16 protein-coding genes, 1 other RNA gene and 1 pseudogene are annotated in these 19,852 nt (G+C 62.7%); 3 read left to right on the top strand and 15 right to left on the bottom strand.

Annotation, left to right across the window (positions count from 1 at the left end):
• Positions 1-131 precede the first annotated feature (131 nt).
• Both secA and hpf read right to left on the bottom strand, forming a co-directional pair.
• Positions 132-2,640 (bottom strand): annotated as a pseudogene (gene secA, locus H3V04_RS01515) (preprotein translocase subunit SecA); the annotation flags it as partial.
• A 225-nt stretch (positions 2,641-2,865) separates the two neighbouring features.
• Complete coding sequence (gene hpf / locus H3V04_RS01510) at positions 2,866-3,540, bottom strand: ribosome hibernation-promoting factor, HPF/YfiA family (protein ID WP_198179188.1); 675 nt, start codon at positions 3,538-3,540, stop codon at positions 2,866-2,868.
• 177 nt (positions 3,541-3,717) lie between these two features.
• On the opposite strand from hpf, the gene rnpB reads away from it, so the two are divergent.
• Positions 3,718-4,095: RNase P RNA component class A (gene rnpB / locus H3V04_RS01505), an RNA gene on the top strand.
• A gap of 91 nt (positions 4,096-4,186) precedes the next feature.
• Here rnpB and H3V04_RS01500 read toward each other — a convergent pair.
• The 9 genes from H3V04_RS01500 to H3V04_RS01460 form a co-directional block, all read right to left on the bottom strand.
• Positions 4,187-5,002 (bottom strand): hypothetical protein, encoded by an 816-nt coding sequence (locus H3V04_RS01500; RefSeq protein ID WP_198179186.1) that lies wholly within the window; start codon positions 5,000-5,002, stop codon positions 4,187-4,189.
• 5 nt (positions 5,003-5,007) lie between these two features.
• Positions 5,008-6,060, bottom strand: a complete 1,053-nt coding sequence (locus H3V04_RS01495) for a DNA-processing protein DprA (protein ID WP_198179184.1) — start codon at positions 6,058-6,060, stop codon at positions 5,008-5,010.
• Between the two features lie 229 nt (positions 6,061-6,289).
• Positions 6,290-7,294, bottom strand: coding sequence for a regulatory protein RecX (locus H3V04_RS01490; RefSeq protein ID WP_232342409.1), 1,005 nt, complete (start codon positions 7,292-7,294; stop codon positions 6,290-6,292).
• A gap of 4 nt (positions 7,295-7,298) precedes the next feature.
• A complete protein-coding gene (recA, locus tag H3V04_RS01485; RefSeq protein WP_198179180.1) occupies positions 7,299-8,453 on the bottom strand; it encodes a recombinase RecA in 1,155 nt (384 codons plus the stop codon).
• Positions 8,454-8,681: 228 nt separating this feature from the next.
• Entirely contained in the window at positions 8,682-8,915 is a 234-nt protein-coding gene (locus H3V04_RS01480; protein WP_024627845.1) for a DUF3046 domain-containing protein, read from the bottom strand.
• Between the two features lie 145 nt (positions 8,916-9,060).
• On the bottom strand, positions 9,061-9,579 hold the full coding sequence (locus H3V04_RS01475; RefSeq protein WP_372338668.1) for a helix-turn-helix domain-containing protein: 519 nt from the start codon (positions 9,577-9,579) through the stop codon (positions 9,061-9,063).
• 165 nt (positions 9,580-9,744) lie between these two features.
• A complete protein-coding gene (locus H3V04_RS01470) occupies positions 9,745-10,314 on the bottom strand; it encodes a CinA family protein (RefSeq protein ID WP_198186987.1) in 570 nt (189 codons plus the stop codon).
• On the bottom strand, positions 10,311-10,916 hold the full coding sequence (pgsA, locus tag H3V04_RS01465) for a CDP-diacylglycerol--glycerol-3-phosphate 3-phosphatidyltransferase (protein WP_198176588.1): 606 nt from the start codon (positions 10,914-10,916) through the stop codon (positions 10,311-10,313). Before pgsA ends, H3V04_RS01470 begins: the two co-directional genes overlap by 4 nt.
• Positions 10,917-11,023: 107 nt before the next feature.
• Positions 11,024-13,729 (bottom strand): DNA translocase FtsK, encoded by a 2,706-nt coding sequence (locus tag H3V04_RS01460; RefSeq protein WP_198186986.1) that lies wholly within the window; start codon positions 13,727-13,729, stop codon positions 11,024-11,026.
• Between the two features lie 100 nt (positions 13,730-13,829).
• Between H3V04_RS01460 and H3V04_RS01455 the strand changes: the two genes are divergently transcribed.
• Positions 13,830-14,540 (top strand): Fic family protein, encoded by a 711-nt coding sequence (locus H3V04_RS01455; RefSeq protein WP_198186985.1) that lies wholly within the window; start codon positions 13,830-13,832, stop codon positions 14,538-14,540.
• A 24-nt stretch (positions 14,541-14,564) separates the two neighbouring features.
• Here H3V04_RS01455 and H3V04_RS01450 read toward each other — a convergent pair whose 3' ends face one another.
• From H3V04_RS01450 to miaB, 3 genes are read right to left on the bottom strand one after another with little or no spacing between them, the layout of a single operon-like run.
• The gene (locus H3V04_RS01450; protein ID WP_198186984.1) at positions 14,565-15,086 is read right to left on the bottom strand and encodes a MerR family transcriptional regulator; all 522 of its coding nucleotides are present in this window, start codon (positions 15,084-15,086) and stop codon (positions 14,565-14,567) included.
• A gap of 34 nt (positions 15,087-15,120) precedes the next feature.
• On the bottom strand, positions 15,121-16,125 hold the full coding sequence (gene miaA, locus H3V04_RS01445) for a tRNA (adenosine(37)-N6)-dimethylallyltransferase MiaA (protein ID WP_198186983.1): 1,005 nt from the start codon (positions 16,123-16,125) through the stop codon (positions 15,121-15,123).
• Positions 16,112-17,530 carry a tRNA (N6-isopentenyl adenosine(37)-C2)-methylthiotransferase MiaB gene (gene miaB, locus H3V04_RS01440; RefSeq protein ID WP_232342407.1) on the bottom strand — a complete coding sequence of 473 codons (1,419 nt, stop codon included), beginning with the start codon at positions 17,528-17,530 and terminating at the stop codon, positions 16,112-16,114. The genes miaA and miaB overlap by 14 nt, the downstream gene beginning before the upstream one ends.
• Before the next feature lie 133 nt (positions 17,531-17,663).
• On the opposite strand from miaB, the gene H3V04_RS01435 reads away from it, so the two are divergent.
• A complete protein-coding gene (locus H3V04_RS01435) occupies positions 17,664-18,374 on the top strand; it encodes a GTP pyrophosphokinase family protein (RefSeq protein WP_045924161.1) in 711 nt (236 codons plus the stop codon).
• A gap of 120 nt (positions 18,375-18,494) precedes the next feature.
• Here H3V04_RS01435 and H3V04_RS01430 read toward each other — a convergent pair whose 3' ends face one another.
• The gene (locus H3V04_RS01430; protein ID WP_198186981.1) at positions 18,495-19,334 is read right to left on the bottom strand and encodes an aldo/keto reductase; all 840 of its coding nucleotides are present in this window, start codon (positions 19,332-19,334) and stop codon (positions 18,495-18,497) included.
• Positions 19,335-19,852 lie beyond the last annotated feature (518 nt).

The raw sequence follows: 19,852 nt of genomic DNA, 5'->3' as shown, positions 1-19,852 counted from the left end.
AGTCTCGTCGATGTCGGTGGTCTCGTCCTCGGCATCAGGCTCTTCAGGCGCCTGGTAGTTGACCGGCTCGGACTGGCTCTCCTCGTTCTCCTTACGCTCCTCGCGAGCGCGCCGCTCGTTCTCCTGGCTGGCCGCGATCTGCTTGAGGTCCACGTTGAAGAGCAGCTGCACGGTCTGCTCCTTGATGGCGTCGATCATGGAGTTGTACATCTGGTAGCCCTCGCGCTGGTACTCGACCAGGGGGTCACGCTGACCCATGCCGCGCAGGCCGATGCCGTCCTTCAGGTAGTCCATCTCGTAGAGGTGCTCACGCCACTTGCTGTCCAGGACGGAGAGGACCACCTGGCGCTCCAGCTGCCTGGAGCCCTTCTCGCCCAGCTCGTCCTCACGCTGCTGGTAGATGGAATCGGCATCCTCCACCAACTTGTCCGCCAGAGCCTTGACGGCCTTGTCGCCCTTCAAGCCCTCCAGGGAGTCCATGGTCTCATCCTGGTCGAGACTGACCGGGTAGACGGAGGCCAGCGCCTTCCAGAGTTCGTCGGCATCCCAGTCCTCGGGCTTGTCCGAGCCCTTCTGCGCACCACGGATGTATGAGGTGATGGTCTCGCTGATGAAGCGGAGGATGTCCTTGTGGATGTCCTCGCCCTTGAGCACCGCCTGACGCTCACCGTAGATGACCTGACGCTGCTTGTTCATCACGTCGTCGTACTTCAACACGTTCTTGCGAATCTCATAGTTGCGGGATTCGACGGACTTCTGTGCGTTGCGCACGCCCTTGGTGACGGTCTTGGACTCGATGGGCTCCCCCTCCGGCATGCTCTTGGAGGACATCATCCGAGCCACCAGCTGAGAATTGAACAGACGCATCAGGTCGTCCTCCAGGCTCAGGTAGAACCTGGACTCGCCGGGATCGCCCTGACGGCCTGAACGGCCGCGCAACTGGTTGTCGATACGGCGGGATTCGTGCCGCTCGGTGCCCAGTACGTACAGGCCTCCCAGCTTGACGACCTCCTCGTGCTCGTCCTTGACCTGCTCCTTGACTGAGTCCAGCATCTCGGGCCAGCGCTTCTCATACTCCTCAGGGGTGTCGTCGGAGGAGTAACCCTGCTCCTTGAGCTTCTGATCGGCAAGGAACTCCACGTTCCCGCCCAGCATGATGTCGGTGCCACGCCCTGCCATGTTGGTGGCCACGGTCACGGCCCCCTTGCGCCCTGCCACGGCCACGACCGCTGCCTCGCGCGCATGCTGCTTGGCGTTGAGGACCTGGTGGTCGATGCCGGCCACGTCCAGCAGGGAGGAGACCACCTCGGAGGACTCCACCGAGGCGGTGCCCAGCAGGATGGGCTGGCCCTTGGCATGCCGCTTGGCCACATCACGGACGATGGCGGTCAGCTTCTCCTTCTTGGTGCGGTAGATCAGATCCGGCTGATCCTTGCGGATCATGGGCTTGTTGGTGGGAATGGGCAGCACGCCCAACTTGTAGGTGTTCATGAACTCGGCGGCCTCGGTCTCGGCCGTTCCGGTCATTCCCGCCAGCTTGTCATACATGCGGAAGTAATTCTGCAGGGTGATGGTGGCGAAGGTCTGGTTCTCGGCCTTGACCTCCACGCCCTCCTTGGCCTCGATGGCCTGGTGAAGGCCCTCGTTGTAGCGGCGGCCCTTGAGCAGACGGCCGGTATGCTCGTCCACGATCAGGACCTCACCGTTCTGGACCACATAGTCGCGGTCGCGCAGGAAGAGCTCCTTGGCCTTGATGGCGTTGTTCAGATATCCGATCAGGGCGGTGTTGGCGGGCTCGTAGAGGTTGTCGATGCCCAGGTAGTCCTCCACCTTGGTGATGCCGGGGTCCAGGATGCCAACGACCTTCTTCTTCTCGTCGACCTCATAGTCCTCATCCCTGGTGAGCCTGGGGACCAGCTTGGCGAACTGCCGGTACCATCGGGTCACGTCGCCCTCGGCGGGTCCGGAGATGATCAGAGGAGTTCGTGCCTCGTCGATCAGGATGGAGTCCACCTCGTCCACGATGGCGAAGTGGTGGCCACGCTGGACCAGCTCGTCCTTGTCCCAGGCCATGTTGTCGCGCAGGTAGTCGAAGCCGAATTCGTTGTTGGTGCCGTAGGTGATGTCCGCCTGGTACTGCTTGCGGCGCTCGGCGGGGCGCTGGTCGGTAATGATGCAGCCCACGCTCATGCCCAGGAAGCGGAAGATGCGCCCCATGAGCTCGCTCTGGTAGGAGGCCAGGTAGTCGTTGACCGTGACCACATGCACGCCCTTGCCCTCCAGGGCATTCAGATAGCTGGGCAGGGTGGCCACCAGGGTCTTGCCCTCGCCGGTCTTCATCTCGGCGATGTTGCCCCAGTGCAGGGCCGCGCCGCCCATCAGCTGGACGTCAAAGTGCCGCTGGCCCAGGGTGCGCTTGGAAACCTCGCGAACCGTGGCAAAGGCCTCTGGCATCAGGGAATCGAGAGATTCGCCGTTCTCAAGTCGCTGCTTGAACTTAGGCGTCTGACCCTTGAGTTCCTCGTCGCTCATGGCCGAGATCTGATCCTCGAAGGCGTTGGTCGCCTTGGCCACCCCCTGAAGCTTGCGAATCTGACGACCCTCGCCCATACGGAGGACCTTGTCCAAGACTGCTACCACGTTGCGCTCCCTACCGTTCTTTTATGGCCCTAGCACGCCCTCAGCTGACGTAGGCCCAGACCTTGATTATCTTACGCGAATGCACCGATTTTCTCGAAACCGATGGTTCCGCAAACCCGGCTGCGGCCTTGGCAGCCGGACCGGGCATTGAAGAGGGCAATCCTCCGGAGGCCAGGCCAACCTGCCGCCGGGGAATCGCCCCGCAGTTCAATATCCGTTTTACTGTTACTTCTTCTGGCCCACATGCTCAGGCGTATCGATCTCGAAGACGCCGTAGCTCCAACCGTGCCGACGGTAGACCACCGACGGCCGCTGGGTCTCCTTGTTGACGAAGAGGAAGAAGTCGTGGCCGATCAGCTCCATCTCGTAGAGTGCCTCGTCGATGCTCATGGGCTCTGCGATGTGCAGCTTGCGGCGGATGACGATGGGGGTGTCTCCCACCTGCACTTCGACCGACTGACCCGGTGCCAGGTCCGAAGCCACGGCGCTCTGGGCGCTGTTGTCCGGGTTGGACTCCTGGCCCTGATCGCCCTCATCGCCTGCCTGCTCATCCACGGGCAAATCGGCGGGCAGGGGCGGATGCTCCAGTCCACGGCGGTGGTCCTTGCGGCGGTCGCGGACCCGGCGCAGACGCTGGGTCAACTTGTCCAAGGCCATATCCAGTGCACTGAACTCGTCGGCGCTGGAAGCCTCGGCGCGGATTACGGTCTTGCCGGCCTGGACCGTGAGCTCCACCCTCTTGGCACTGTCAGCCTGGCGGGGATTGCCTTCATGTGTCAGAACGACCTGGATGCGCTGGGCATCGGGGGCGATGGCCGTCACCCTGTTCATCTTGCTGTCCACAACGTCGCGGAACCGCTGCTTGATTTGGGTATGTCGACCGGTAATGACGATCTCCATGGGAATCTCCTTGCACTCGTGAGCGGATGAACCGCTTGTGCGATGGCGGACTTGGTCACCATCGACTGTGCTTCCGATTGTATCCGAAGAGCAGGGCTGACTCACTGATTGAGCTTGCGGCCAGAGCGGGATCATGACCGCTGGTTCGGTCGTTCAGTTCCGCTATGCTGTATCCCCGAGACCTCTCGGATGGCCGCGGTCCCTCCTCCTGGGAAGGGCTGAGGAACTTCCGGGCTCCACAGAGCACGATGGCGGATAACGTCCGCCCAGGGCGACCTGAGAGATAGCGCAACAGAGAACAGACCGCTCGCCTGGTAAAGGCGGGCAAGGGTGAAACGGCGGTGTAAGAGACCACCGGGTCGACGGTAACGCCGACCGCATGGCAAGCCTCATCGGGAGCAAGGCCAAGCAGAAGGCATTCAGGGGCTGCTCGTCCCGCCTTCGGGTAGGCCGCTAGAGCCTGGCGGCGACGTCAGGTCGAGATGGATGGCCATCCGTCTTCCGGATTTTCATCCGGTCGATGACAGAACCCGGGGTATATGAGAGGTCTCATTTTCTTCCCCTCAGCTGCTTTGATGCTTGCAATCATTGGAAAGCGGCTATCGAGTATTCCGTTTTGAAGCTAAAATTCAGGCGGTATCTTCAATCAAGCATCACTTGAAAGTCGATACTCAACGCATCTCTTCCACGGACACCATCCCTTTGTATAGTGATCGCCATTACTGAAGTCTCTAAGCAAACCAGGATCAAGCGAATTGATGAAGGATGCTTTGGCAATGCGAGTCACGCAGTAGATTGATATGCGAGAAGCGCCTGCCTCTTTGAGGCAAATACTGGCTGATTGCGCTGTGCTTCCCGTCACCCATGAGTCATCAATCAGAAGCACGTGGCGTAAGCAGCTTGCTTCTACAAAGCTGGCAATCGAGAAGGCTTTTCCATCCAGACTACGGGTCTTGGCCTTGTTGGCCCGCAACGTCACTTCAGGCATGAAAGGAATCAACCCTGCCACCAACTGATGGAGGGGGTGCTCCTGGCCATATCGTTTTGAATTCTTCGTCGATGGAATCACAGCCCACGCTGTTACCGGCGAGTTCACCTGCTCACCTATGCAAGAAAAGTGCCCAAGGATATGCAGAGCAAGTATGGACGCGACGATTGTTCGGTGCTCCTCGGCAGAGGGCAATTGCTCTTTGTAATCGTGGATGACTTTGTAAGTCTGTCCCCATTCTTCAACAGCATAAAAACCACAGGCTATGCAGTCGGCTAACTGAGTCTGACATCCTCGCCTTTGTGCTTCATGCAAGGTCTGATTGCAGGACCAGCACTTATCGTATTGACTTTGTTTGAAACCACCGCAGGTTGCACATACGTTATCATGTTTTGAATGGTAAACGACAGGCTTTAAATAGCTGCCAGCTTTCCCCCGCAGCAATTGATCAAGTCTGATTTTCTGGTTATCCATGTTAATCACCCCACACCGCCACTATTGGCATAAGCGCTGGCTTGGGCAACTATGCTGTTTATCGCGTCTTGCAGGTCACTATTGACCTCTTGTATCGAGTTGATGGCGCTAGCCACCTCATCCACATTGGATACGACGTAGACGTTGGGCTTGTCGACCAGACGCTTGCCCCATTCAGTATGGTCAACCACGGCGTCACGAATTATGATCGGCCGGCCATGATGCTGGGCCTGCCGAGCCTGAACACGGGTGCCGGAATATTCATGCGCTTCAACGATGACGGTAGCGATACCGTAGCCGCTCATAGTGGCATTACGTGCAGGAAAGGTCCACTTCGTGGGCCCCTGCCAGGGCCAGAACTGCGAAAACACTTGGCCGTTATGTTCGATGAGCTCCTGAAGATGACGATTTTTTGCGGGGTAGTACTTCCCTATGCCCGTACCGATGAAAGCTACCGTACGGCCATGCTCCTGCAGGGCACGATGATGGGCTTCAGCATCTACTCCCAAAGCCAAGCCGGCGATAACGGTCAGGCCTTTGCTCACCAGCATCGTTGCCACATCAGAAGCGAAATGCAAAGCCTCCGGTCCTGCATTGCGCGAACCCACCACGCTGACACCCATATCCTGTTGATCGGGGCTGAGGAAACGACCCTTGGAAAACAGGAACGGAGGCATATCGACAACCTCGCGCAGACTCAACGGATACCGTTCGTCAAGGACCGACACCATATCCAAACCCTGCTTTTCCCAGTTCCGAACCAGAGTTTCAGCCTCTTCGTGGGCCTGCAAGAGCTGCACACGACGTTGCGTGGTAACCGGTACGTCATCCTCTCCCAACAACATCATCTGAGTGCGGTCATCATACTCATCATCCTCATCGGGGTCATCCAGCCGATGATGCTGCGGGTCAAGCTCATGTTCAAAGACTTGAATAGCGCTACCCTGGCGTACAACCTTTTCAGCGATGGAGCTCCAGGTGTCATGCGATTTGTCGACGGTTCTCAGCAGGGCGACAAGTGCTGCATTCTCCTGCAGAAGTTCACTCTTATCGAGCATCCGACACCTCCACCTTCTGACAGACTTAAACAACCGCGGCAGCCCGTTACATCCAGACTAGCCGCTCTATGTGAAAGCGGGACCAAAGGTCTTGATTCATGGTTCGCCTATGCCGACTGGAGTGCTCCGAATAGTGCGTACCTCCAGCTAGAGCAGTTCGGTAACATGGCCATAGCCGCATATTGCCGTGCTTTTTTCATCGTGAAAACCAATACATCCACGAGATACCTCAATCGAGAGGGTCGTCAGAGACGAAAAGGTCTGCTGCCACCTGGTTGAGGAGGCCTGGACTATGGCCTTTGCGGGATCCAGCACTCCAGAATCGCCGTTTGCGCACCTTGAGATCAAGTCCGGCTGTCTTCCGGGCCACCTTGCGACCGAGCTCGTAGGCGGAGTCGACAAAGAGTCCCTCACGAGAGGCTTGGGCCACTACCTGTGCAGCCAGTCCCGGATCCAGTCCCTTACGGGTCATCTCTGAGAGCACGCCGCGCTCCCCCATGGTGCGATGCAGGCAGGAACGCAGCAGATCCTGGGCATAGGCCTGGTCATCTACCAGGCCCAGCTTGGACAACCGATCGATCACCTGATCGACCACGTTCGTGTCAAACCCCTTGTCGACCAGACGACGGGCCAGGGCTCCACTCGAACGGGCCGCTGCATCCAGCAAGGTCAGGGCAGCCTCCCGGCAAGCATCCGCATCATCCGCATCCGCTCGAGGGGCTGCAGGCGCGGAACCTCCGCCAAAGCCGCCAGCACGTGGACGACGGCCACGGCGGCGGGTCCTTCTGTCGGAACCCCGGGCAGAACGGCGACCATGGGAATGGCAACCTGCCAGGGAATCCTCACCCATATCAGCATTGGCATGACTGTCAATATCTTCCAGACTGCCTCCGAACCGAGCGCCATGTCCCAGACCCAGGGCAGCGGCCTGCACCGGGCGGCTGTCTTCCTTGTAGCTGCCATCCTTCTGGATAGCAGCTGGGCGAACATCCGTAGTTGGCAGAGAGGTTAAGGTATGCGGAGAGTCTGAGGCAGACCGCGAATCAGTAGCGGAATCAAAAGCCGTTCCAATACTCACTGACCCTCTCGAGTTGGCTGGAGCAGACGCACCAGCAGGTTCTGCCTGGAACCGGTCCGACCGGGAATCGACCGATTCTGTGATGGAGTCGGCAGGATCCTCGGTCTGCGCCAGTCGGACCGGATTTTCCTTGAGGAAGTCCTCGGCCGAGATCATCGGGTCATGCAGCCTGGGCCGTGGGCACAGTGCTGTCGATATCTACAGGAGCCGAGTCGTCTTCCTTGCTGTCTTGGCCAGCTTCAGCCTGATCGGCCTTGTCGTCCTCGGAGGGAGCAGGAATAAGGCCGAAGGCAACCTTGACCTTGTCCTCGATCTCCTTGGTCAGGCCGGGGTTGTCCTTGAGGAACTGACGGACGTTCTCCCTGCCCTGACCCAGCTGATCGCCCTCGTAGGTGAACCAGGAGCCCGACTTCTTGACGATGTTGGTCTGCAGAGCCATGTCCAGAACCGAACCCTCCTTGGAGATGCCCTCCCCGTAGAGAATGTCGAATTCGGCCACCTTAAAGGGCGGAGCCATCTTGTTCTTGACCACCTTGACCTTGGTGCGATTGCCCACCGCCTCGTCGCCGTTCTTCAGGGTCTGGATACGGCGGATGTCCAAGCGGACCGAGGCGTAGAATTTCAGGGCCTTGCCGCCGGTGGTGGTCTCCGGGCTGCCGAAGAAGACGCCGATCTTCTCCCTGAGCTGGTTGATGAAGATGGCCGTAGTGTTGGCCTGGGACAGGGCACCGGTCATCTTGCGCAGGGCCTGGCTCATCAGACGGGCCTGCAGACCCACGTGGCTGTCGCCCATGTCACCCTCGATCTCGGCCTTGGGCACCAGGGCGGCCACCGAGTCGATGACGATGACATCCAGGGCACCCGACCTGATCAGCATATCGGCGATCTCCAGCGCCTGCTCGCCGTTGTCCGGCTGGGAGACGATCAGGGAGTCCGTGTCCACGCCCAGTTTCTTGGCGTACTCGGGATCCAGAGCGTGCTCAGCATCGATGAAGGCAGCCACTCCACCACCGGCCTGTGCATTGGCCACCGCATGCAGGGCCAGGGTGGTCTTGCCCGAGGATTCGGGACCGTAGATCTCGACGATGCGGCCGCGGGGCAGTCCGCCGATGCCCAGGGCCATGTCCAAGGCCAGGGAACCGGTGGGAATGACCTCCACGTCCTGGGCGGGCTTGTCACCCAGACGCATGGCCGAACCCTTGCCGAAGCTCTTCTCCACCTGCGCGAGGGCCGTGTTCAAGGCTGCCTGGCGACGGGGGTCGATCCCGCCCTCCTCTTCCTTCTTTGCCTTGCCACTGTTGCTCTGACGTGCCATATGGCTCTCCTTCTTAGTAACCGACCTCACGATGACGACATCCTGATTGACGACCTCACGATTGACAGCCTATCCGCCGTCGGAACCCGTCTACGGTCTCGGCGCCCGATGTGGTCGAACGTGCCGATGGTCACCGGACCATAGGTATCAGTATACCCGACTATGCGAACAAATGTTCGAAAATCACCTGGAATGGGCAATAAATTCGCGGAGAATAAAACCCGCCGATCAGGCTGCCGGCAGGGGCGGCGCATTGTGGTCCTTCCCCCAGCGCCGGGAGTCGGGAATCTCCATCTGATCGCAGAGCACATTCCAGACCACGCGCGGCTCCACACCCGCATCCAGGGCCTCTATTACGGTCATGGCATCCAGGGCGGTCAGCCTCTGGTCACGGGCCAGACTGCGTCCGTAGACCCGGCCGAAGACCTCCTCCAGCAGCTGCCAGAATTCCCGTTCACGCACCCGACATCACCTTTCGTCCAAGACCCACCCTGTCACACCCCTTCTACGGTAGCAACCGACAGTCAGCAGAAGAGGGCGCCTGGTTCCTTAGAACCGGACGCCCTCAAGAACGGTCCGCCGATTCAACCGGCGGAACCTGACATACTTACTCCTGAGTGGACTCCAGGTAGTCCGCCACCATCCGCAGGGTCTGCGGCACACCCAGGCCCAGCGCGTCGGCGATGGAGCTCAGCAGTTCGGAGCTGGCCTCCTTCTGGCCGCGTTCCACCTCGGACAGGTAGCCCAGGGACACACCGGCCTTCTCGCTGACCTCACGCAGGGTCTTGTGATCGTTGGTCCTCAGCTCGCGCAGCACGTGGCCCAGGGCCTCGCGCAGGGAGACGGTATGGGTGACGGCCCGGCCGTCGTTGTTGGAGGCTGCCCGCTGACGGCTGGCTTCCATGCCGTCCTCCTCCATCCACATCTTGTTCAGGTTGGCCTGGCGCTCCTCCTTGGCCTTCTTGGCGGCCTTGGCACGGATCACCTGCTGCTGGGCGAAGACGACGGCACGACGCTGGGCGGGAGTCAGATCACGAACCCGCGCGTTGCGCTCCACTCCGGGTGCGGCCGGCTTGACATCATAGGTATCGTTGGTTCGAGTCATCACGGTCTCGGTGCTGGCCATAGCAGCCCCTTTCGCCATTATCGTGTTCAACTTCTTACACAGTGACCAACAGACAGGCCGCTGGATTATTCCAGGGGAGGAACCCGAAAGGCCTGCTTTGTGACCAAGGTCACGTATGCGCAAGGCCGACAGCGGTTAGTAGAAGCGACTCACCGCATCAGGCCGTCAGCCGAGCGAGTGCAGGGCCCGATCCAGCTGGTCCAGAATCCGCATGACCGTACCCCGGCGCACCTGTTCGCGATCGCCGTCCAGATGCAGCTCATAGGCATAGGTGCGGTAGGCATGGGACTGAAGGCCGGTCTCTATACGTCGACCCAGCACACGAACAGGCAGGGCCAGACCGATGTAGACCAGCCCGGCAGGATCGTCCCCGTCAGGGCCCGGACCGGCCACACCGGTAGTGGCCATGCCGATGACCGTGTCCTCGTGCCCCGGCCTGGTGTAGAGCCTGGCCGTGCCCTCGGCCATCTCCTGGGCGACCCGTGGATGGACCGCGCCCTGGGTGGCCAGCAGGTCCTGATCCACCTTGAGGATGGCGGCCTTGGCAGCGATGTCGTAGGTGACGGCCGATCCAAGAAAGACGTCTGAGGCCCCGGGGATCCTGACGAAGGCATCGGCCAACAGCCCCCCGGTCAGCGATTCGGCGGCGGCCAGGGACAGGCCCGAATCACGGCAGGTGTCGATGATCCGTCCAGCCAAGTCGTCGCAACGGCCCTGCACGCTCTTGCCGATCATCGCCGCATCCCCATCACGTATTCCGCTCCCGAGTAGAGGCAGAGGGCCAGGGCCACCAGGATGACCACGCGGGTGGCCACCAGGTACCAGGGCCAGACCGTCGACAGGGGCACCATGAGCATGCCCAGGCCGATGCACTCAAACAAGGTCTTGTACTTGCCAGCCTGGGAGGCGGCGATGACCCGGCCCTGCTTGTTGATGACCAGGACCCGCAGCAGGGTGATGCCAAGTTCCCGCACCAGGAAGAGCACAGTGACCCACCACCAGAGCTCGCCGAAGACGGAGGCCACAATCAGCGCCGAACAGATCAACAGCTTGTCGGCGATGGGGTCCATGAGTTTGCCCAGCTCGGTCACCTGGTTGTACCGGCGGGCCAGCCACCCGTCCAGCTTATCGGTCGAGGCGGCGAGGACGAAGAGCACGGCGGCGGTCCAACGCATGCCAGGCCTGCGTTCGCCCCAGGGACCGGCCATCAGATCCAGGGCGATGAAGACCAGGACCAGGAGGATACGGGTGTAGGTGACCAGGTTTGGGGGTGAATTCCATCCTTCGAGAAGTCTGCGCCTCTCACGACCGGTCTCTGACTCGGCATGCTCCTGCATTGCCACTCCTTATACGCGATACTCGTGCGCTCGGGCCGTCCAACAAGAGATGCCGGGCGGCAGTTTCATCATAACGGTAGACCAGGCCCAGCTTTTTGGGCCGATGTTCAGCCCTGCGCTTGCTCATCCGGGGCGGGATCCATGGAGGTGGCGTCGCCTCGGATGAAGGCCAGGGCCTGCTGCAGCTGCGGCGGCTGGATGAGCACCTCGCGGGCCTTGGAACCCTCCGACGGCCCCACAATTCCCCTCGACTCCAGCAGGTCCATCAGCCTCCCTGCCCTGGCGAAGCCCACACGCAGCTTGCGCTGGAGCATGGAGGTGGATCCGAACTGGGTGGTCACCACCAGCTCGGCCGCCTGGAGCAGCTCGTCCATGTCGTCGCCGATCTCCTCCTGGATCTCGTTCTTGTGGTCGGCCTTGTCGGCCATCTGCTCGATGTCCTCACGGTAGTGGGGCTTGCGCTGGGTGCGCACATAATCCACCGCCTTGCGGATCTCGGACTCGGAGACCCAGGCGCCCTGGACGCGGGTGGGTTTGGCCTGGCCCATGGGCAGGAAGAGGGCGTCGCCCTGGCCGATCAGGGTCTCGGCGCCGGTGGCATCCAGAATGACCCGGGAATCCGTTGAGGAGGATGTGGCGAAGGCCAGCCTGGAGGGAATATTGGCCTTGATCAGGCCGGTGACCACATCCACCGAGGGTCGCTGGGTGGCCAGGACCAGGTGGACGCCGGCGGCACGCGCCAGCTGGGTGATCCGCTGAATGGAGCTCTCCACGTCGTTCTTGGCCACCATCATCAGGTCGGCCATCTCGTCGACCACCACGACCAGGTAGGGGTACGGGGCCACCTTGCGGTTGGAGCCGGCGGGGGCGTGGACCTTGCCCTCGCGGACAGCCTTGTTGAAGTCTTTGATGTGCCGGAATCCGAAGAACTGCAGGTCGTCGTAGCGGGAGTCCATCTCCTTGACCACCCATTCCAGGGCCTGGGCGGCCTTCTTGGGTTCGGTGATGATGGGCGTGAGCAGGTGGGGAATGCCGGCGTAGGCGCTCAGCTCCACACGCTTGGGGTCCACCATGATCAGGCGGACCTGTTCCGGCGTGGCCCGCATGATCAGCGAAACCAGCATGGAGTTGATGAAGCTGGACTTGCCCGAACCTGTGGCGCCGGCCACCAGCAGGTGGGGCATCTTGGTCAGGTCGGCGGTCACATAGTGGCCTTCCACGTCCTTGCCCACGGCGGTCATCATGGGGTTGTCGTCCTGCTGGGCCTTGTCGGAGCGCAGCACGTCGCCCAGGTGGACGATCTCGCGGTCCACGTTGGGAATCTCGATGCCGATGGCCGACTTGCCGGGAATGGGCGACAGGATGCGCACGTCCGAGCTGGCCACCGCGTAGGCGATGTTGCGCTGAAGGTTGGTGACCTTCTCCACCTTGACGCCCGGTCCCAGCTCCACCTCGTATTGGGTGACGGAGGGGCCGCGCAGGAAGCCGACCACCTTGGCATCCACGTCGAACTGCTGGAAGGTCGATTGCAGGGCCTTGATGACCGCGTCGTTGGCCGAGGTCCTGACCGCGTGGGGCTTGCCCTTGACCAGCAGGTCCGTGCTGGGCAGCACATAGGGCCGGCTCTCGTCCACCTGGCGGTCATCGGAGGAACCTGACGCTTCTGCAGCCTGAGCTCCCGCACCCTGGGCTCCGGCCGCCTGGTTCCCTGAGGCCTGAGCGGGCTGGGCATCCATCTGCACGGTGTCGGCCGCAGCGGCGGCAGCGGCCCAGGGATCCGAGGCCCCCACGCCGGACAGGGCGGCCGGATCCACCTTGGGGTGCGCCTGCTCCCTGGCATCCAGGAGGGCGGCCGTGGCCGGGGCCTCCACCGCGGGCATGTTCTGCGTGGGCACCTGATCACCCTGGTCAGCTTGGTTAGCCCTCTCCAGCGAGGCCGCCTGGGAGAAGGGCTCGTCAGCCTCGTAACGCTCAAGATGGGTGTCCGTGTCCTTGCCGATGCGGCCATGCAGCAAGCGACTGAACCAGCCGGCCACGCCGCCTCTTCCAGAGTCCTTGGCATCCTCCTGATCCGTCTCCTGGTGGGTGGGCACGCCAGGCGCCAGAGGCAGGGTTTCATCCCCCAGCCTGACCTCGTTGGGGGAGGTCTGTGCCGGAGCCGAGCCGGAGGCACGGGTCCTCCTGCCGCGCAGCAAGGCAACCAGGTCGCTCATATGGAATCTGAAGGTGATGGAGAGACCGAAAATGGCCACGAGGACGAAGATGATGACGGCGAAGACCTTGGATAGCCCCCAAGCCAGGGGCGAACCCAGGAAGAACCCCAGAAGGCCGCCTGAGTCGCTGATGGCCCTCATGTCGAAGCCGCGATAATCCGAGGCCATGAGCACGTCAAGAATGGAGCAGACCGACCAGAGCACCACCATAAGACCACCCACCACGGGCAGATTACCGGCCTCACGCCCGGTGTAGCAGACCAGCCGGAAGGCCGCGAAGAGCAGGACCACCGGCAGGATGATGCTGCACAGCCCCAGAACGCCCGCAGCCAGGGCGTGCAGCCCCCGTCCCAGGAAGCCGTTCACGCGGAACCATTCACTGGCGCAGAAGAGCACGGCCAGAATGACCAGTACGAAGCAGAGCCCGTCCTTGCGGTAGGCGGAGTTGTCACCGTTTTTGCCGGCCACGGCACGCACCAGGGATCCAAAGCTCCGGGGCAGGGCCAGCAAGGCCTTGTGCCAGAAGGGTTCCGGGTCTTGGCTTTCCTTGGATGCGGTCCGGCCGCGACCGCGTGCGTCTGCTTGCTGCTTACGTGTCATAACCCTTTCAGCCTACCCAGAACCCCGGTCTGCATCAGGCCCGACGGGTCAGTGTGCACAACTCTTTCAGACGGGGGCCGCCAGGGCTAGCATCGTTGGCATGACACCAGCCGAACGTCAGAGCGCCGTAGCCTTCGCCCTGCGCAACCTGCTTCTGGATGACCGTCGGCCCGGTCCTTCGGGTATTCAGGCAGCCAACGACTTTATGGCGGGCAGAAGGCAGGCCGAGGCACTGGCCGACCAGGGCCGACATTTTGAGGCCAAGGTGGAAACCCTGACGGATGCACTCTTTCTGCGGACCATCCTGGTCTGTCAGCGGCCTTGGGCGACCGAAGGAGATCTTGCAGAGCTGCAGGCCATCCACCGCCGGCTGCTGCCCGCCCTGCCGGAAGAGCGAGCGCTCCGCCGACCTCAACCAAACGACAACACCAACCTGTACCCGGCGGCCATGCTGGAGCAGGGAGCGGCAGCCATCGGCCAGGAGCTGGCGGCCGAACGCAACCTGGCCAGCCTGGACCGTCCGGTCTTCGTGGAGCACCTGGCCCATTACTATGACGAGCTCTCCTACCTGCATCCCTTTGCCGACTGCGACGGCATGACCCTGCGCATCTTCCTCTCACGCCTCTCCCACGATGCAGGATGGGACCTGGACTGGGGACGGGCTGATCCGACCGCCCACCGCCGGGCCCTCCAGCGGGCGCTCCGGGGCGACACCGACGACCTGCAGGCCCTGATCGCGGGCATGGTCCGCCCGGTCAACCCAACCAGAATATTTTTGATCGCCGGTTGGGACCAGGGCCCAGCCCACTGAGCCGACAGCCTCAGCCCGACAGCCTCAGCCTGCCAGCCGCTCGTTGCCGCTGCGTTTGGCGGCCTCGATGATCCGGGCACTCTGGTTGATCAGTTCTGTCGCCCCGGCCTGGTCGTGGTCGCGGACGTGCCCCCAGTATTGTATTTTGAGCTGCACATAGCGCTTCCTCGCCCGCAGGTCGGCCATCCGCTGGTCCAGCCGCCGTCCCTGCTCGTCCAGGAGTTCGATCTGCCGTCCGGCGGCCTGGGCTCCCCCAGCGCGGTTGCCCAGATACTCCCGCATGTGCTCCAGGGACATGCCCGTGGCGCTCAGGCAGGAGATGGTCTCCAGCAGGTCCAGATCCTCCTGGCTGTAGCAGCGGTGGCCGCTCGAGGGGTCCCTGGCGATGGGCGGAATGATGCCGATGGTCTCGTAATAGCGCAGGGTGGTCTCCGGCATCCCCGACATGAGCGAGGCCTGGCGGATGGTGTACCAGGGCCCTGATTCCTGGTCGGGCTGGGTTTGGGCGGTCTGGGTTTCAGACTGGGGCTGCGTGATGGTGGTCATACCCGTCCAGCCTAGGAACTTCAAGTACTTGAAGTCAAAGCGCGCCCAGATGGTGTCTGGTCACCCTCCCCTGGTCCGACTGGTCGGCCTGGGCATCCGCCTGGTCGAAGCAGCCTTGGTCGGCCTGGTCCACCAGGTCCAGGGCCTGCTGGGCCAGGTCCGGGGCCAGGGCATTCAGCCAGTGGATGCGCGGATCCCGGCCGAACCAGCCCATCTGCTTGCGGGCCAGGCGCTTGGTCTTCTGCGCTATCAGCTCGAAGGCGGCATCCAGGTCGGTGCGGCCGTCCAAATAGTCCAGAATCTGCTGATAGCCCAGGGCGCGTGAGGCCGTGGTCCCCAGGCGGTTGCGCAACCCGCTCACCTCATCGACCAGCCCCTGGTCGCGCATGGACTGGGTGCGCTGGTCGATTCTGCGATCCAGCTCCTCCCGGGGCAGGTCCAACCCCAGCTGCAGGGCGGGCAGCAGGTAGCGGTACCGGGGCAGACTGGCAGAATAGGGCCGTCCGGTGATCTCCATGACCTCCAGAGCCCGCACGGTCCGCCGCACATTCCGAGGGTCCATCCGGGCCGCAGCCTCCGGGTCCCGCTCCTGCAGCTGGCGAAAGAGCAGCCCGGGGCCCTCCTGCTGTGCCCGCTCCTCCAGCCTGGCCCTGACCGCCGGGTCGGTGCCGGGGAAGGACAGATCGTCGATGACCGCCCGGGTATAGAGCCCGGAGCCGCCGACGAGAATGGGCCGGATTCCCTGCGCCCGCAGGTCGGCTATCAGGGACCGGGCCATGGCCTGGAAGCGGGCCACGCTCATGGCCTCCTCCGGCTCGATTATGTCGATCAGGTGGTGGACCACCGCCTGCCGCTCCCCTGCCGAAGGCTTGGCCGTGCCCACGTCCATCCCCCGGTACATCTGGTAGGCATCGGCATTAACGATATGAGCCTCCTGCCCGCGCGCCTGGAGCGCCTGTGCCAGGGCCACGCCCAGGGCGGTTTTGCCCGAGGCTGTGGGACCCACGATGGAAACGATGCGGGGTTCAGCGGATGTCATAGACCTGCCCCGCCCGGGGATCCGGGTCAGCGATCAGATAGTGGGGTCCGGCCTGGGTGACGGTGCAGGTGACCAGGTCCCCGGGCTTAGGCGCAGGCATCCCCCGGGGCACACCGACGTGGACCAGTACACCGGTGCGCTCATGCCCGGTCACCCGATGGGTACTGCCGTCGTGCCGACCGTGCCCGTCGCCAATCAGCACCTCCACCTCTTTGCCCAGAAAGTCCTGCATGTGCTCCATGGTGATGGACTCCTGCAGGGCCTGCAGCCGCTCGAACCGGTCCTGGACCACGGCCTTGGGCAGCTGGGGCATGCGTGCGGCCGGCGTACCCGGACGGGGCGAATACTCAAAGATAAAGGCCGACGAGAAGCGCGCCCGACGCACCACGTCCATGGTGGCCTGGAAGTCCTCCTCGGTCTCCCCGGGGAAGCCCACGATGATGTCGGTGGTAATGAGGGCATCGGGCATGGCGGCCCGAACCTTGTCAAGTATGTCCAAAAAGCGCTGGGACCGGTAGGAGCGCCGCATGGCCCGCAGAATCCGGTCGGAGCCCGACTGCAGGGGCATGTGCAGCTGGTGCATGACCGTGGGCGTCTCGGCCATGGCGGCGATCACATCGTCGGTGAAGGCCGCCGGGTGGGGCGAGGTGAAGCGGATCCGCTCCAATCCAGGCACCCGGCCGCAGGCGCGCAGGAGCCGGGCGAAGGCGTAGCGGTCCCCCGTGGACCAGCCGTAGGAGTTGACGTTCTGCCCCAGCAGGGTCACCTGGCGGGCACCGGAGCGCACGCATTCCTCAACCTCCTGCAGGATGTCGTCCATGGAACGGTCCCGCTCCCGCCCGCGCACCGAGGGCACGATGCAGAAGGTGCAGGTGTTGTTGCAGCCGACCGATATGGACACCCAGGCCTGCGAGCGCGAGGCCCTGACCGCCGGCAACCGCCCGGGCAGATCCCGCAGCTCCTGCGTAACCCCCACCTGGGGCCGCCCGTCCTTGCGGGCCTTGTCCAAAAGCCCGGGCAGCGAGCCGATGTCCCTGGTGCCGAAGACCGCATCCACCCAGGGTGCCGCCTTCACGATCCACTCCCGGTCCTTCTGGGCCATGCAGCCGCCCACGGCGATGCGCGTGTCGGGCTTGTGCTGCTTGAACCTGTGCCAGCGCCCGATGGTCCCGTACATGCGCTGGGTGGCGTTGTCGCGCACGGCGCAGGTGTTGAGCACCATCACGTCCACCTCGCGCGCGCGGACCTGCTCGGGCGTGGCCTGCTGGTAGCCCTGGGCCCGGAGCACCCCGGCGATCCGCTCGGAATCGTGCTCGTTCATCTGGCAGCCCAGGGTCCGCACATAGTAGACGCCCCTGCTGTCCTTACGCTGAGCGGTCACGCTCATGCCCTCGCCTGCTTCCATAAGCCCTGATTGTATGCGCAGGTCGGGTCCCGCGGCCATCGGGGCCTGTGCGTACCATGAGTCATGGTTACGAACGGCGGCATGGGAGGTTCATGTGATACTCGACCGTAACAGTGCCATGAGCGCATCCGAAATGAAGCAGCGACTGTCGGACTTGGACGAAAAGGACCGTCCCAAGCTGGACATCGACGAGATAACGGAATTCGTCAATCTCATGCAGACCTACGAGGGGGCCATGTACGAGATTTCGACCAAGCTGGACGTGCTGGACACGGAATTCCAGGTCCGGTTCAGCCACAACCCCATCCACCACATGGAGCGCCGGCTCAAGAGCGTGGACTCCCTGATCGGCAAGCTGCACCGCAAGAACCTGCCCGTCACTATTCCCTCGGTGCGCGATCACATCTTCGACGTGGCCGGCGTGCGCGTCATCTGCAACTACCGGGACGACGTCTATTCGGTCTCCCGCTACCTCTCAGACCAGTCGGACATCCAGGTGCTGAGGGTCAAGGACTACATCCGCAACCCCAAGATGAACGGCTACCGCAGCCTGCACGTCATCTACGCCGTGCCGGTCTTCCTGACCTCGGGCCCCCACTACACGCCGGTCGAGGTGCAGTTCCGCACCATTGCCATGGACTACTGGGCCTCCCTGGAGCACCAGCTGCGCTACAAGTCCGACCTGCCCGACGCCCGCCTGGCCGAGCATTCGCAGACCCTGCTGGACTGCGCCCGCTCCCTGCAGAACATCGAGGTGCAGATGCAGTCCATCCACCGCGACATCTCAGGTTCGCCCCAGGAGCAGGAGGCCGACGACGAAGCCATCAGCGGCAATGCCGATTAGCTGAATCGTCACAAATCCTTTACCATAGAGACCAGGCCAGGTGGAAGGGTTGGGGCTTCCGCCGGGTCCCAGGAGGAGGCCCCGCCTGCAAGGTCGGGTCTCCTCCTGTACCACCATCCCTTAGAAGTCGAAGTTGTCGGGATCCGCGCCGGTGCGCTCGTCCCTGTTCATGGCGGTGATGGCCTTCATATCCTCATCGCTCAGCTCGAAGTCGAAGACCTGCGCGTTCTGCTCGATCCGCTCCTTGTGGGTGGACTTGGGGATGACGATGACCCCGCGCTGCAGGTGCCAGCGCAGCACGATCTGCGCCGGGGAGCGGTCGTAACGCTCGGCCATGGCCTTGAGCCTGGGGTCGGCCAGCAGGCTGCCGCCGGTGCCGCCCAGGGGGCTGTAGGCCTCCACATCCACGCGCAGGGTGCCGTGGCAGTAGTCGATCAGGTCGTCGTTGACGAACTGGGGCGAGGACTCGATCTGGTCGACCGCCGGCTTGGTGCCGCTGATGGTGTGCAGCTCGTCCAGGTGGTGCTTCTGGAAGTTGCAGACCCCGATGGCGCGCACCCGTCGCTGGGTGTAGAGCTCCTCCATGTCCTCCCAGGCCTGCTGCCAGCCCTGGGCGGGCCAGTGGATCAGGTAGAGGTCCAGGTAGTCCACGCCCAGCCGGTCCAGGCTCTCCTTGAAGGCCTCCTTGGTCCGCCCCGCACGGATGTCGTCATTCCAGAGCTTGGTGGTCAGGAAAACATCCCGCCGGTCAACCCCGGAGCGGCGCAGACCCTCCCCCACGGACTGCTCGTTGCCGTAGATCATGGCGGTGTCGATATGGCGATAGCCCGCCTGCAGGGCCCAGGTGACGGCCTGGCTGGTGGCCTCGCCATCAGGTGTTTGGAAGACCCCGAGACCCAGCTGGGGAATGCTGACCCCATTGTTGAGGGTGATGACGGTGTCGGTGACGTTTCCTGTCATATAGTCATGCTCCTTATCGGCCGATCAACGGCCGTGACGTGTTGTGTGTTCATTCTATCTGCCAGGCAAGATGGGATCAGCTCTTGTTTAAGGCCTACCGTCGCGCTTCTGCATTTCGTGCGTTCTCTGTTGGCTTGGTGGTAAAGTGAAAAGTGGGGATGTTGGGAGATAGCTGGCTTTTGCTTTATGGGCGGTTAACGTCCACAGTAGCGACGGTTCATCGACTTTGAAAGACGTTAATGCTGATAGGCAGGAGGCCTTGATACCGCTTGGCATTGGTGAAGGGGATTGATTTCATGCATCTGGGTACCCGTCTGCGTCGCGCATCGGCGACGGTGATCGTCCTGCTGGGCCTGCTGGCAGGCCTGGGTGTCGCGTCCGCCAACGCGGTCGATGTCGTGTCCGCCCATCCGGCGGGCACGCCGGTATTTAGCGGGGGGGGGGGGGGGGGGGCGGCGCCCGCCGGGGGATGGGCAACACCCCGGCCACCCCCCAACAACACAACCCCCCCCACCCAG

It is taken from the genome of Bifidobacterium sp. M0353, from assembly GCF_016100645.1.
In the GTDB taxonomy this organism is placed as follows: domain Bacteria; phylum Actinomycetota; class Actinomycetes; order Actinomycetales; family Bifidobacteriaceae; genus Bombiscardovia; species Bombiscardovia choladohabitans.
Note: the sequence above shows the minus strand (reverse complement) of the source record. Positions and strands in the feature narration are given on the sequence as shown.

Coding starts and splice junctions, on each gene's coding strand:
- miaA (WP_198186983.1), bottom strand. CDS start 16,125: ATGACATCCGCTGAACCCCGCATCGTTTCCATCGTGGGTCCCACAGCC.
- H3V04_RS01460 (WP_198186986.1), bottom strand. CDS start 13,729: ATGACACGTAAGCAGCAAGCAGACGCACGCGGTCGCGGCCGGACCGCA.
- H3V04_RS01430 (WP_198186981.1), bottom strand. CDS start 19,334: ATGACAGGAAACGTCACCGACACCGTCATCACCCTCAACAATGGGGTC.
- H3V04_RS01435 (WP_045924161.1), top strand. CDS start 17,664: ATGAAGCAGCGACTGTCGGACTTGGACGAAAAGGACCGTCCCAAGCTG.
- H3V04_RS01470 (WP_198186987.1), bottom strand. CDS start 10,314: ATGATCGGCAAGAGCGTGCAGGGCCGTTGCGACGACTTGGCTGGACGG.
- H3V04_RS01495 (WP_198179184.1), bottom strand. CDS start 6,060: ATGCTCGATAAGAGTGAACTTCTGCAGGAGAATGCAGCACTTGTCGCC.
- pgsA (WP_198176588.1), bottom strand. CDS start 10,916: ATGCAGGAGCATGCCGAGTCAGAGACCGGTCGTGAGAGGCGCAGACTT.
- hpf (WP_198179188.1), bottom strand. CDS start 3,540: ATGGAGATCGTCATTACCGGTCGACATACCCAAATCAAGCAGCGGTTC.
- H3V04_RS01450 (WP_198186984.1), bottom strand. CDS start 15,086: ATGACCACCATCACGCAGCCCCAGTCTGAAACCCAGACCGCCCAAACC.
- H3V04_RS01490 (WP_232342409.1), bottom strand. CDS start 7,294: ATGATCTCGGCCGAGGACTTCCTCAAGGAAAATCCGGTCCGACTGGCG.
- H3V04_RS01500 (WP_198179186.1), bottom strand. CDS start 5,002: ATGGATAACCAGAAAATCAGACTTGATCAATTGCTGCGGGGGAAAGCT.
- H3V04_RS01455 (WP_198186985.1), top strand. CDS start 13,830: ATGACACCAGCCGAACGTCAGAGCGCCGTAGCCTTCGCCCTGCGCAAC.
- recA (WP_198179180.1), bottom strand. CDS start 8,453: ATGGCACGTCAGAGCAACAGTGGCAAGGCAAAGAAGGAAGAGGAGGGC.
- H3V04_RS01475 (WP_372338668.1), bottom strand. CDS start 9,579: ATGGCCAGCACCGAGACCGTGATGACTCGAACCAACGATACCTATGAT.
- miaB (WP_232342407.1), bottom strand. CDS start 17,530: ATGGAAGCAGGCGAGGGCATGAGCGTGACCGCTCAGCGTAAGGACAGC.